This is a genomic window from Salinivibrio sp. MA351, assembly GCF_001996065.1.
Lineage (GTDB): Bacteria > Pseudomonadota > Gammaproteobacteria > Enterobacterales > Vibrionaceae > Salinivibrio > Salinivibrio costicola.
Genome location: NZ_MUFG01000006.1, coordinates 72,124 through 85,459 on the forward strand (window position 1 = coordinate 72,124; position 13,336 = coordinate 85,459).

The 13,336-nt window shown below is 48.4% G+C and carries 12 protein-coding genes; 5 read left to right on the forward strand and 7 right to left on the reverse strand.

The features are described from left to right. Positions 1-253 precede the first annotated feature (253 nt). A complete protein-coding gene (locus BZG78_RS05445) occupies positions 254-2,827 on the forward strand; it encodes an EAL domain-containing protein (RefSeq protein WP_077660600.1) in 2,574 nt (857 codons plus the stop codon). Between the two features lie 146 nt (positions 2,828-2,973). Here BZG78_RS05445 and murQ read toward each other — a convergent pair whose 3' ends face one another. Together murQ and BZG78_RS05455 are read right to left on the reverse strand one after the other, a co-directional pair. Further along, positions 2,974-3,897: an N-acetylmuramic acid 6-phosphate etherase gene (murQ, locus tag BZG78_RS05450; protein ID WP_077660601.1), complete on the reverse strand. Its 924-nt coding sequence runs from the start codon at positions 3,895-3,897 to the stop codon at positions 2,974-2,976. Between the two features lie 9 nt (positions 3,898-3,906). Next, the gene (locus tag BZG78_RS05455; protein WP_077660602.1) at positions 3,907-5,019 is read right to left on the reverse strand and encodes an anhydro-N-acetylmuramic acid kinase; all 1,113 of its coding nucleotides are present in this window, start codon (positions 5,017-5,019) and stop codon (positions 3,907-3,909) included. Between the two features lie 143 nt (positions 5,020-5,162). Between BZG78_RS05455 and nagZ the strand changes: the two genes are divergently transcribed. Continuing rightward, positions 5,163-6,167: a beta-N-acetylhexosaminidase gene (nagZ, locus tag BZG78_RS05460; RefSeq protein ID WP_077660603.1), complete on the forward strand. Its 1,005-nt coding sequence runs from the start codon at positions 5,163-5,165 to the stop codon at positions 6,165-6,167. Between the two features lie 84 nt (positions 6,168-6,251). Here nagZ and BZG78_RS15395 read toward each other — a convergent pair whose 3' ends face one another. From BZG78_RS15395 to BZG78_RS05480, 5 genes are all read right to left on the reverse strand, one after another. Beyond that, positions 6,252-6,428 carry a hypothetical protein gene (locus BZG78_RS15395; RefSeq protein ID WP_158009955.1) on the reverse strand — a complete coding sequence of 59 codons (177 nt, stop codon included), beginning with the start codon at positions 6,426-6,428 and terminating at the stop codon, positions 6,252-6,254. 140 nt (positions 6,429-6,568) lie between these two features. Further along, positions 6,569-7,423, reverse strand: a complete 855-nt coding sequence (hdfR, locus tag BZG78_RS05465; RefSeq protein WP_077660604.1) for an HTH-type transcriptional regulator HdfR — start codon at positions 7,421-7,423, stop codon at positions 6,569-6,571. 126 nt (positions 7,424-7,549) lie between these two features. After that, positions 7,550-9,016 carry a lactate dehydrogenase gene (locus BZG78_RS05470; RefSeq protein ID WP_077660623.1) on the reverse strand — a complete coding sequence of 489 codons (1,467 nt, stop codon included), beginning with the start codon at positions 9,014-9,016 and terminating at the stop codon, positions 7,550-7,552. Between the two features lie 18 nt (positions 9,017-9,034). Then, positions 9,035-9,745, reverse strand: coding sequence for a purine-nucleoside phosphorylase (deoD, locus tag BZG78_RS05475; RefSeq protein ID WP_077460852.1), 711 nt, complete (start codon positions 9,743-9,745; stop codon positions 9,035-9,037). Positions 9,746-9,767: 22 nt separating this feature from the next. Beyond that, the gene (locus BZG78_RS05480) at positions 9,768-9,938 is read right to left on the reverse strand and encodes a XapX domain-containing protein (RefSeq protein WP_021023774.1); all 171 of its coding nucleotides are present in this window, start codon (positions 9,936-9,938) and stop codon (positions 9,768-9,770) included. Between the two features lie 481 nt (positions 9,939-10,419). On the opposite strand from BZG78_RS05480, the gene BZG78_RS05485 reads away from it, so the two are divergent. The 3 genes from BZG78_RS05485 (at position 10,420) to BZG78_RS05495 (ending at position 13,331) form a co-directional block, all read left to right on the forward strand. Then, positions 10,420-11,334 carry a siderophore ABC transporter substrate-binding protein gene (locus BZG78_RS05485; RefSeq protein WP_021023773.1) on the forward strand — a complete coding sequence of 305 codons (915 nt, stop codon included), beginning with the start codon at positions 10,420-10,422 and terminating at the stop codon, positions 11,332-11,334. Between the two features lie 136 nt (positions 11,335-11,470). Further along, complete coding sequence (locus BZG78_RS05490; RefSeq protein WP_025744503.1) at positions 11,471-12,391, forward strand: iron chelate uptake ABC transporter family permease subunit; 921 nt, start codon at positions 11,471-11,473, stop codon at positions 12,389-12,391. Then, entirely contained in the window at positions 12,384-13,331 is a 948-nt protein-coding gene (locus BZG78_RS05495; protein WP_021023771.1) for an iron chelate uptake ABC transporter family permease subunit, read from the forward strand. Before BZG78_RS05490 ends, BZG78_RS05495 begins: the two co-directional genes overlap by 8 nt. Positions 13,332-13,336: the final 5 nt, after the last annotated feature.

Sequence of the window (13,336 nt, forward strand, 5' to 3'; positions counted from 1 at the left end):
AACAAATGTTCTGTCGCGATACCAATGTTCATAAGCTGTTACGGTGCTCGGTTATCGATTGACGAGAATATCGTTGAAATCGCGAGCAAACGAGAATGCGTGGTGTGCTCTGTTTGAAAAAGTAGCCATTGCTATCTAAGTTTATTAGTGCTCGTTCAAACAAAACTACTAGCGGCTGTGTAGAAGAGACTCGCGGCTACGTAGAAAAATAGCATGATGACGAGCTTGTCTTTGGCTAAGGGAGTGTGGCTTGATGCACGCACTACAATCACGACAACCCCTGATCTGGGGGGCGACATTGCTCGCATTACTCGCCTTGAGTACGTTCGGGGTGTGGATTGCTGATCTCAGTGAGGGTACGACCGAAGAGCAGCCTCTTCTTGACGTAAACTATAGTTACTTTGTTGACGAGACGAACGAGCTATCACTGGATTATGTAATGGCACATGCCCCTTTCACGTCGGTATCAGAGCCAACCCACATTCCATGGAAATTAGCTTACCAAACGTACTGGATCAACATCGGCTTTGACTATACGGGCCTCACTGAGCGGCCGATACATGTGATCACTGATAACCCTTCAATTGATTATCTTGACGCTTATCACGTCCTCGATGGTGAACAGATTCGCTCGCGTGTAAAAGCTGGCGATATTACACCAGAAAGACTGAACCGCTTGCCCTTGCCGTCCTCAGTGCCCGTGACCTTGCTCCCTGAGCATGCTAATCAGCTTTTGATCAAAGTAACGTCACGAGATATGGCAACCATGCCACTATGGGTGATGGATCATGGGCGCTATGACCATTTCGCCAAATCGCTGCATTTGGTATGGGGCGGATTTATGAGTTTTGCCATGCTGATGGCACTCTATAGCGCCGGTGTCTATGTATACAGTCGGCAACGCGTGTACTTAATTTATGTGTTTGCAACTGTGTTGAGTGCGTTAGTGGTGAGTGTGAATCATGGCTTTAGTCGTTACTTTGTCCCTGATTTTGTCCAGATATTTATCAGTAATCACTTGGTGGCACTCACCGTTTGTTTATTAACGGTCGGGTTATGGTTTACCTATTTTTTCTTAGATTTTACGCGTAGTCCTATTCATCAACGCGCGCGATCTCTATTTTTAATCACGACGGGTGGGCTGCTCGGTCTCGCATTACTGAGCTTTATTACGCCGGCTTATATGTCTACCTCTTTTGTTCTCATTGCGCAAATCCCAGTCTACGGAGTGATTATTTATTACTTGTGGCAGCAATGGCAGCCGAGTAAGTACTGGTTGTTTCTATTTATTTTGTGTTGGCTACCCGCAATGGCTGGCGGACTGACATTCTACGCACTGATGCTGAATTACATTGAGTACACTCTGTTGTCAAGTTATGTCTTGATGCTAGCGCTTGCGCTAACCATGATTCTGTTTTCTCTGGCGCTTGCCGAGCGGTTTCGTTTTCAAAGGATGCAGGAAATGCGAGCGCTGACTCACGATACCTTGAGTTGCCTTCCTAATAACAACGTATTGCACATGGTGATCAGCGACCTCATTAGCCGCAACAACAATTTCAATTTGTGCTGTTTATCGATTGATAACTATAACAATTTATTGCCTTATCTAGATGAAAGTGCACGCGATGAATATATCAATGCGATTGCTACACGTATGAATGACACCTTAGCGGTTCAGCCGGTACAAGCGATCAAAACGGACAGTGATATGCCCAGCCACCGCTTGGGCTGCCTAAAAGAAGGGGTGTTTGCTTTTTTAATTGAGGATGTGGATCGCGAGACGTGTGACCAGGTGCTAACTGCTGTGGTTGATAGCTTAAATGGTGATTTATGCGTGGGATCCTTTGTTACGCAAGTCAATGTGCGTATCGGTGTCTGTCACTATCCAACCGATGGTGATCATCCAGGATTACTCATTAGCCGAGCGCTAAATGCCATTGACCAGCACCGTCCTTTTGTTGGCAGCTATGCGCACTTTAATTCTCATGAGCAGCGACACCATCAGTTACATGTCTCGCTCGTCACGGATTTAAGAGATGCGATTGAGAATGATGGGTTGGATCTCTATCACCAACCGCAAATTGATTTACGCACAGGCTCTATCCATGGCTCAGAGGTGCTGGCACGTTGGACGCACCCAGAGTATGGCCAGATATCGCCTGAGGTGTTTGTACGAATGGCCGAGGATGTCGGGATTATTAATAGTCTTACCCTTTGGGTGATTAAACGTGCTTTTCAGCAGCAAGCGCAGCTTATTAACCGTGGCCACTGTCGTCGGCTTTCGGTCAACATTAGTGCGTCTGATATCTATATCCCTGATTTGGCCAATCGTGTGGTTGAACTGGCTCGAGAGTACCATATACCCACGAATTTAATTTCACTCGAACTGACCGAATCGATCATGGTGGAAGATTACAATTGGCTCAAGCAGTTGATTGCAGAGCTATCGGCAAATGGTATTGAAGTGTCTATCGATGATTACGGGACAGGGTATTCGTCTTTGTACTTTCTATCTCAATTGCCTTTCACTGAGCTTAAGATTGACCGCAGCTTTGTGCGAGATCTTCCCAAAAGTAGCCGCCACCAAAGTATTGTTCGTGCAACCACCGATATGGCGCGATCGTTAGGGGTGATGGTGGTTGCCGAAGGGGTTGAGAGTGAAGAGGCCGAGAGCTTGCTTCGGCGTTATGGTGTGGACGTTTCGCAGGGCTACTACTATTCACGCCCCTTACCGTTTAGCCAATACCAAGCGTACGTGGAACGAATGGACAGTGCGCAGCCGAGTACAGTGATACGTGAACGAAATCGGCGCTCTTCATCTGGATAGGTGGATCTCAAAAAGTGTAAACCGTTCGCGAGGCTGTCGTTTACTAGCGCTGTCATTTGCAAGCGCTGTTGTTCGTAAGAGCTGTCGTTCGCAAAGCTATCGTTTGTAAGAGCTATCGTTCGCAAGAGCGACGGATATTATGAGGATCAGCGTTGTGGCGTCATCGCGAGTGCATCGCGTAAATGTCCTTTAGCTTGCTCAAGATGCTTTCTTGCTAAATGCGGATCCTGCCCGGTTAACACCATAAAAATGGCTACCTTAACCTCACCGTCGGCATGGGACAGAGCCTGAACCGCGGTCGCTTCATCACAACCTGTCGCTTCCATCACGATCAGGGATGAGCGTGTCACCAGTTTTTGATTGGTGGCTTTTACATCGACCATTAAGTTTTGATAACACTTACCGATTTTGACCATGGCGGCAGTGGTTAATAGGTTCAGTACTAACTTTTGCGCGGTGCCAGACTTCATACGAGTTGAGCCGGTGAGCGCTTCTGGGCCGACCTCGGGCGTTATCGCGATATCAGCATGCGCATTGATCGTGGCGTTGGGGTTACATGATAAGGCGATGGTGACAGCACCTTGTTGCTTAGCAAATTCAAGCGCGCCAACCACATACGGCGTTCGGCCACTGGCGGCAATACCGACGACAACATCTTTCGAACTGAGGTGTTGGGCGTCTAGATCCGCGACACCTGCCTTTGGATCATCTTCCGCTCCTTCTTGGGCGACAAACATCGCTTTTTCGCCTCCGGCAATAAGGCCAATTACCTGTTCATGTCCGACCCCGAATGTAGGCGGGCACTCAACGGCATCTAATACACCCAGGCGTCCACTGGTGCCCGCACCAATATAGATAAGCCGGCCTCCCGCGTGAAACCCGGCTACGATGTAGTCGACAGCGTCAGCGATAGCGGGAAGTTGTGATTGGACTGCAAGTGCGACGCCTTGGTCTTCGGCATTAATCATGGTCACCAAGCCAAGTGTATCTTGCTGATCGAGTCCGTAAGTGTTGGGATTACGCGTTTCGGATAATAAATGCTTGAGTTGCTCGACGCTGGGGGCTGTCATTGATGTTCCTTAATAGGGTAGATAGATGGCACCTAAGCAACACGCTTGGCTGGCGCCGGTCACGGCAGGGACGTTGCCAGGCTGGTGGTTGAGTGTTTGTTTAGCAAGCCATGCAAAGGCAATGGCTTCCATATCGTCACAACGGATCCCGACTTCATCAGTTTGAGCGATTGCCCAGTTGGGCATGGCTTGTTGCAGCGCGAGCATTAACGTTTGATTATGTGCTCCCCCACCACAAACAAAGATGCGTCCGCGCTTTAGCGGTCGTATGGCTATGGCGATACTCTCAACGGTGAGTGCCAACAGTGTTGCTTGTACCTGATCGGGGGAGAGCGAAAACGCGAGCAACTGACGGTCGAGCCAGTCGAGGTTAAAATATTCTCGACCTGTGCTTTTGGGCGCAGGGCGAGAAAAGTAAGCATCCGACAGTAGCCGTTGGAGCAGGGGCTGATAAGGCGCACAGCTTGCCGCCCATTCACCATCTCGATCATAGGCTTGATGGCGATGTCGTTGTGTCCACGCATCCATTAGCATGTTACCGGGTCCGGTGTCGTAGCCATATAACGGGCGATCAGGGCATATCATTGAGACATTGGCGATGCCGCCAATATTGACCACCGCAGTCGGTTGTTCGCTATCGGAAAAGTAATCGTTATGAAATGCGGGCACCAGTGGTGCACCTTGGCCACCATACGCCATATCTTTGCGACGAAAATCGGCAACAGTGGTAATACCGGTTCGAGCGGCAATCACATTGGCGTCGCCAAGTTGCATGGTAAACGGGTAATCCCCACTTGGCTGGTGATACACCGTTTGTCCATGACAGCCTATCGCGGCGACATGCCTAGGCAATAAGGCGGCGTGTTCGAGCAAGGTATTAATCGCCGCGGCATAACATTCGCCTAAGCGACGATCGAGCTCACCGAGGGTTGTCACTGACACAGGCTGACCTCGGCTTAACGTAATCACCGTGGCTTTGATGTCTTGCGGTATCGGATCACTGTGTCGCGCAATTGACTCGACCTGACCGGCTTGGGTAAACCTGACAGCGACGGCATCGATATTATCTAAACTGGTTCCTGACATGACACCAATATAGATATCGGCTCCAGAGTATGACATGTGGCTGTTCCTTGCATAATGACGACGGTACGATAGCAGTAATGCGCAATGGGTATACACAAACAGCGAGTATAAACAGATTGCGATATCTCGCAAAGTGCTTGATTATTCGTCTGTGATAAACGCAGGATGAAGGAGACATAATGGGACCCGTTTGGCTCGATGTGCACGCAGAGCAAATCGATAATGAAGAGAAAGAAATTCTCGCGCATCCGAGCGTCGGTGGCGTGATTTTGTTTGCCCGCAACTATTACGATTCCGCGCAGCTTCGCGCACTGACACAGGCTATTCGTGCGGCGGCAGGCCGAGATATCTTGATTGGTGTGGATCAAGAAGGTGGACGCGTTCAACGCTTTCGAGAAGCGTTTACGCCGATCCCGGCCGCACAGTCTTATCATGCACTTGGTGCAGCCACAGAGATGGCTGAGCAAGCCGGATGGTTGATGGCCGCCGAGTTAATTGCGCATGGGATTGATTTGAGCTTTGCACCTGTGCTTGATCGCGGCTTTGCGTGTGCCGCCATTAAAGATCGCGCGTTCGGTGAAGAACAACAGGTGGTGACGCAATACGCCAGCGCCTTTTCAATGGGTATGCGCCGTGCCGGCATGGCAACGACCGGGAAGCATTTTCCGGGGCATGGTGCTGTGTTAGAAGACTCTCATTTAGTCACCCCTGAAGATCCGCGTGATATTCTGCAGTCGTCTGATTTCGCTATTTTTAAAGCGTTTATTGAAAAAGGCTTATTGGATGCGGTTATGCCTGCGCATGTGGTCTATCCGCAGCATGATACACAGCCTGCCAGTGGCTCACGCTATTGGCTAACTCATATTTTGCGTCAGCAACTTGGATTTAAAGGGGTTATCTTCTCGGATGACTTAAGCATGGGTGGGGCGCATGTGTTTGGTGATGCCCCTTCTCGTGCTAAGGCAGCACTGGATGCAGGGTGTGATATGACGCTGATCTGCAATGATCGCGCAAGTGCGGTATCGGTTTTAGATGCGTTACCGATTCAATCCGTGCCAATGGCAGATGCACTCCGCGTACGGACGCCGATTGATTGGCAGACACTTAAGCAAAATCCATTGTGGCAAACGACACATGCCGTATTAACGGAGTTCGATACCCATTGGCGAACGATGCAAGCCTAACACCGTCTCGGTGATAAGTGGCAACAAAAAGGCAACGCCGACGCATTGCCTTTTTTAATTTTGACGACAAACGTATCAACGCAGTTAGCGGTCATCACCGAAGTAGCTGTCCTCTTGCTGAGGTCGGTGCGCGCGTTTGCTTTGACGTTTTTTGCCTTTTTTACCGTGTGACATATCGTCATCAAAATCGTCGTGGTGGCGAGATTTAAACTTCTCTTTTTGTTGAGAGCCGTGTTTTAACCATTGATCCCACTGTGCCATGGTGGTGCTTTCCTAACGCTTGTTGATTTTTAAGGCTACGTGTAGCCGGATGATTAGGCAGTATGTTGTTGCCTAACAATTTTAAGATAGCCGAAAAATGCCTCACCGACTAGTGAAATTCGCCGCAAACGACCGTTTTTTTAACCGGCGTAAAGCTGACCGTTTGATTCTATTAACTGACTGATTAAATTGCTTTTATCGTTGTTTGTTAGCCAGATAAGGTGAAGAGGATGGGTAAGTGCTTGTACTTTATCGACTAAATGAAGTCGCTTGCTATCTAGGTACTGTTGAATCGCCAAGGAAGGCAGAAATGCGATGCCGCCATGTGTGAGCAAATAGTTTATCGCCAGGTGGCACGACTGGGTGTGTAACACCGGTGGGCGCTGTAACTGCGCTATTTGGCTTTGTGCACTCGCAAATTGTGTGCCCCAGTCAAGATAGATAAGCGGTAGCTCATCACTCTTATCCAGATGAAGATGAGCGACGTGGCTGACCAACTGTAATTGATAATTGCCAAGGTGATGAGACTGCAGCCCTTCAAGTTTTGGTAATTCTGACGTTAGGCCCGCGTCGATGCGCTTCTCAATTAAATGGCGAGCGAGTAATTGCCTTGGCGTTGACTCAGCACGGAGTAGCCAGTCGGTATGGTCTGCACCTATCTGATTTATCCATGCGCTTACGCCATCAAGCTCCCATAACATCGGTGACGCCCCAAATGTTAATTGGCTACTGGCGGCTTGTATGGCACTGACATCGTGTTGCGCACGTTGCCAAGTTTGCAGCATAGTTTCTGCATAGGGAAATAAACGCTCACCTGCTTCTGTGAGGCGAACATTATTGCGCTGACGAATAAACAGTGCGGTGCCTAACTGGGTTTCAAGTTGGCGAATACGAAAGCTGACTGCGGATTGGGTCAGATAAAGATTATCCGCCGCATGACCGAAATGGCGGGTCTTGCTGACTTCAATAAATGTACGCAGCAGTTGAATATCCAATACTTATATCCTCGAGACTGGCTTTTTAGTATCGAGATACATAACGCGAAACATCGATATCGTCAAGGGAGACGACGCGGGCGTTTCGTTAGGTTGAACTATCGATAACAATCGGGCGGTGAGACGTTAAAGCATGAGATCCGCGAGTGTGAGCGGGCGATCGGTTAATCCAAGACGCTGAGCAGGCGTGATGTGGGCGTGATCTTGCCAACACAAATTGTGCCAGGCACGGTAAATATCAAGTAACGGCAGTAACCCTCCAGGGCGTAATCGGCGTCGTGGCTCATTAACCAACAGTGCAAATTGCTGATGGAAGTGTTGTTGATATTTCTTCATCGCATCACAGCTTGCATGGGTTAACCAATAGGCTTCTCTGCCCTTATTTTGCCCATGATCGCAAATGGCTTTGCTCCCTGCACCGCTACGCGTAAACGCCCAGCGATCGCGCCACCAACTGAGTAACACAATATCAATTTTTTCTGGCTCTGAGCCGGGTTGCCAATAAGGATCTTGCTCGACGTAAACATGGCTTACCCGTTTGTCACGAATATCGGCTTCAAAAACGGATAAACAAGCCGAGCGCAATAAGGGCTCCTGCGGAGAAAACACCACAATGTGTTGCCAATGATCAATAAAAGGCTTGAGGTTTAAATAATGGGCATAGGTGGTGTACTGAGGACGAATCAGGGTACCACGATTAGGGTAAATAAAGTGCAACGGTTGAGTGTAAGGGTCTTCCACATTTGAGCGTGAAAACACCTCTCGGTATTTTGCGTCAACGCGACCCAGTAAGCCGTCAGGGCGTGGTGTTGGCTCCGAGCGCTGGCCTGCATTGGTGGTCGCCATAAAGCGGCAAGCGTCTTGATACGGATCATGATGCTCGGTGAGATGGTCATGATCATACGAATGATAGTTGACATCTTGAAGCAAAATATAGCCGCTATGCGCCTCTCCGGTCGCTAGCCATTGTACGCCATTTTCGCTGTTAGGTTGCAGCGGTGCATGAACACTCGCGAGGTGGCCTGTTGAGGTATCAGATAAAAAGCGTGTGTCGTACGCGGCAAGTTTTTGTCGACAACGCGCAGCTATTTGATTCAGGTGATCATAAAAGGTCTTTGGGTTGAGATAAAGCCGACGACAGATCTCTCGCACGGTATGGCCCGTGAAAAGGAAGGCCAGCAACTTTTGTTGCAGCTCACTCTTTTTGTTAATCCCAGACCAACGGTCGACAAAGGTACTTTGACAGCCTTTACACCGATAACGTTGTCTATCGCCGCTGTAGCCAAAGGCATGGTAACAGTGACGGTAGGTTAAGACTGGCTTACCTAAGTGCTCACAGGCGGGGTTGGTACAGGCACATAGTCCATCTGCATGGAGTTGACGTTGGGCTATCAACTCGGCATGAACTTGCTGGTTGTTGAGCAGAGGAGGAAACGCCCCGCATTCTCGGCATACTAGCGTTGGGCGTGCCGGATTAGAGCGCTGAACCAAATAATCTTGCTCATCCATTGACCCGAAGTTAGGACAGGTCAAGGTTTTACAAAAATTCAGCTGCAATTGACCGGCAGCGGGTGGCAATTTACCGCTTGGCACGTTTCCTCCAACCCACATTTACAGGTTGATCGCGGTCTCGAGCGAGACAGTCATCATTTCATTAAACGACTTTTGACGCTCATCTGAGCTCAGTGCTTCACCACGAATAATGTGGTCAGACACGGTCAGGATGGTGAGAGCGCGCGCGTTTAGCTCTGCAGCGACACCGTAGATACCCGCTGCTTCCATATCAACGGCAAGAATGCCAAGTTTGTCCATTTTGTTGAACAGATCGGCTTCTGGGCTGTAAAAGAGATCCGCAGAGAATACGTTACCAACGCGCACAGAGACGTTTTGTTTACGCGCTTCACCAACGGCAGTTTCCATGAGATGGAAATCACAAATAGCGGCGAAGTCATGATCGGCAAAACGGGTGCGGTTTACTTTTGAGTCGGTGGAAGCGCCTTGTGCAACGATCACGTCCATCAGTTTGACATCATCTTTTACTGCGCCACAGCTGCCGACGCGAATGACGTTTTTAACACCGTAATCTTTGATCAGCTCATGGACGTAGATGGAGCACGATGGGATACCCATACCGTGACCCATTACCGATACTTTTTTGCCTTTGTAAGTGCCGGTGTAACCGAACATATTACGGACATCAGTGACCAGTTCCGCGTTTTCTAGAAAGTTTTCGGCAATGTACTGCGCGCGCAGTGGATCACCTGGCATCAGGACTGTTTCAGCAAATGCGCCGTCTGCAGCGTTAATATGTGGGGTAGCCATAGTGTGCTCCAATTATCTAAAGTTAAGAGAAAAAGCGTTCGATCACGGCTTGATAAGCCATGCCGCCAAGGTAGATACCAACGATGCCCATGATCCCAGAAATCACCGGGGGAGCAGGCAATGGTAACTTGATCGCGCTGAAGAAAAAGCCAACAATGGCGCCAGCGACGACCGCAAGTAAAATTTCGTTCATTATAACCCTCAAACAACTCGTTAGATGCAGTTCAGCTCAATCCGGTACCGAATTTGCGACAGTCTTAGCTGTCTTTAATTATCGTTTCAGTCATACCGCTCGAGATGAGTCTAGTGTATGTAACCAGCGCATATATCCGCGCGATCTTGATCACAACTATGCCCATGTTAACCCGTAAACCGGCCAATGATTACTAAATATGTTTATAGTGTCGGTGCAATCGCTTGCGTTGTAACCAAATAGGTCCGATTCGATGGTTTATTCGCGGATAAAAACGGGAAATAGACACAACACTGGCTGATATCTGTCTTTATTTTGCGCAAGATCAAAACAGTTTTAGTAACTGACGCCCTTATGGTGATGGTGTGTTGATCCCGCTTTATCAATAAAGTTATGAATATGAATAATTCTCACTTCTATTCGTGACTTGGCGTTTTAACTGCGTTAGCATGCTGCCATCAATTTTTGCGAGGAAAGGGCTATGCAAGCTTTTCGTTCATTTTTCCAATTCATTCTTTTAACCGTTTCTTTGGTATTAAGTGGTCACGCTGCTGCAAAAACCATCCACCATGCCATGGGCACCGTTGAGATTGACGGTGTGCCGCAGCGTGTGGTTGTGCTTGGGCAAGGCAGCCTCGATGTGCTTGACCGCCTGGGGGTTGAACCTGTAGGCGTGGTGAAATCATTGATGCCAGATTACTTAGCAAAAACTTACCAAGATGATAAGTATGTAGCGGTAGGGACCGTTAAAGAGCCTGATTATGAGGCAATCTTTACGGCAAAACCGGATTTGATCATCGCAGAGGCGCGTATGGCGTCGCTGATGAGTGAATTAGAAGAAATTGCGCCAACCATTATGTTCCAAGCCGATTATGACCATTATTGGCAGAGTGTTCAGCAAAACTGGCGCATGCTGGGTAATGTCTTCGACAAACAAGAAAAAGTGGAAGCCATTATCGACCAGGTAAATACCAAAATTGCACAAACACATGAAAAAGCGGTGGCAGATAACTTCAACGCGCTTATGGTGATGAGCAACGGCAGTAAAGTGGCGATGTTTGGTGAGAAAAGCCGCTTTGGTCTGGTTTTTGACGAGCTGGGACTAAAACCTGCGAAAAGTGATGACGTAGAAGTGGCTGGCTCTCACGGCAACCTGATTTCTTTTGAATACATTGCCGATGCCAATCCAGATGTGTTGCTGGTGCTTGATCGTGAGCAAGCGATTGGTGAGGGACAGGGAAAAGCTAAAGCGCGTTTCGATAATCCATTGGTGAATAAGACACCGGCGCACCAAAATCAACGTATCAGCTACTTAGATCCAACCGCTTGGTATATCACCATGGCTGGGATGACGGCGATGGATAAAATGATCGACGATGTCAATCGCGTACTTTAATCGTTTTTGATGACGCATCGCTTTCTTTATAGATTGCTTTTTTACAGATAAAAGTTGACCCGGGCTTCTCCCGGGTCTTTGTGGTTTCAGACCCAACGGTAGTCGTGTTGTGAAGTATCTTTCTATTCCTATCCTTATGGTGCTGGCGCTATTGTCGATATCTATCGGTGTCGCCCACGTTTCTTTGGATAGTTTGTGGGCCGGTGATTCAGAAGCCTGGACCATTTTTACCACCAGTCGTATTCCGCGCCTGCTGGCTATCTGTCTTGCCGGGGCTGGGCTGAGTGTGGCCGGCCTGATTATGCAGCAGATTTGTCAAAACCGCTTTGCCTCCCCAGATACCACGGGCACCATTGATTGCGCGCTGCTTGGCTATGTGGTTACGCTCGTGGTTTTTAGTGGTGCAAACCAATGGCTTGACCTGACCGTGATTGTCGGTACGGCGATGGCAGGTACTTGGCTATTTGTCCGTTTCTTACAGCGCCTCAAATTTAAAAATACCGTGCTTGTTCCTTTGATCGGGATTATGTACGGCAACGTGGTCTCGTCTCTTACTCAGTTCCTGGCTTACAAATACGATTTGATTCAAACCTTACAAGCGTGGACGGTGGCCAATTTTTCATCGGTGTTGGCGGGGAACTATGAAATCTTGTTTGTTGCCATGCCTGTATGTGCCGTGGCCTATGCCTATGCGAGCCAATTTAGCGCCGCCAGTATTGGAGAAAGCTTCGCCAAGAATATTGGTTTGGATTATCAAAAAGTGGTGCTGTTTGGTGTCATGGTGGTTGCCTTGTTGTCGTCGGCCGTGGTGATGATCGTCGGTGTGATCCCTTTTCTTGGCCTGATTGTGCCGAATGTTGTCTCATTGTTCATGGGCGATAACATTAAGCGTAATTTACCTTGGACCGCCTTTTGGGGAGTGGTACTGGTCTTAAGTTGCGATATTTTAGGCCGCGTAATTATCTTCCCTTATGAAGTCCCTATTGCCATGATCATTTCGATTTTGGGTGGTGTGGTCTTTATCTACTTAGTGATGAGGGATAAAGCCAATGCGTGATGGACTCAAACTTTCTCTTGTTGCGGTGGGCGTTTTACTGGTCGCCGGTTATTTCTTAGGGCATGGCCTTACCGCGGATAATTATGCTTACTTTCTTTCTAGGCGTACGCCGAAGGTGCTTTCGATTGCGCTGGCAGCGATCGCAATATCGGCCTCTTCATTAGTGTTTCAAACCATCACCAATAATCGAATATTGACGCCCTCAATTCTTGGTTTTGATAGTTTGTACGTCTTATTGCAAACCCTGTTACTGGTGATCTTTGGTTCAACCAGTCTGTTTTTGGTGAATGCCTATTTAAACTTTGCGGTGAGTGTGGCATTGATGACGGTGACGGCGAGCGTGCTATTTACGCTGTATTTTCGTCGGCATCGCGCTAACGTCTATACCTTGCTGTTAATTGGTATCGTACTCGGGAGTGTGTTTGGCAGTGTTAGCCAGTTTTTTACCTTATTAGTTGACCCCAGTGAATTTGCGGTACTTCAAGATGCCATGTTTGCCAGTTTCAACAATGCGAATCGCGATCTGGTGTATATCAGTGTGCCGGTGTTAGGGCTGTGTTTGTTGGCGCTTTACCGCTATGCCAATCAGCTGGATGTTTGCTTACTTGGTGAAGATAATGCCACCAGTTTAGGCGTCGATATGCGCGGACTCACACTGAAGGTGATGGTGATCATCGCCATCATGATTGCGGTATCGACGGCTTTGGTCGGGCCTGTATTGTTCTTTGGTTTGATTGTGGTCAGCCTTGCCCGGCAAATGTTTGTGAGCTATCAGCATCGTTTTTTGATTCTTGCGACCAGTGTGTTGGCAGTTTTTTTGTTGTTAACCGGTCAGTATGTTGTTGAGCAGTGGTTCGGGTTTGAAACCACTGTCAGTGTGATTATTAACTTTGTTGGTGGAAGCTATTTCTTGTACCTGCTAACGAAAAACAAGTTTTAACCATT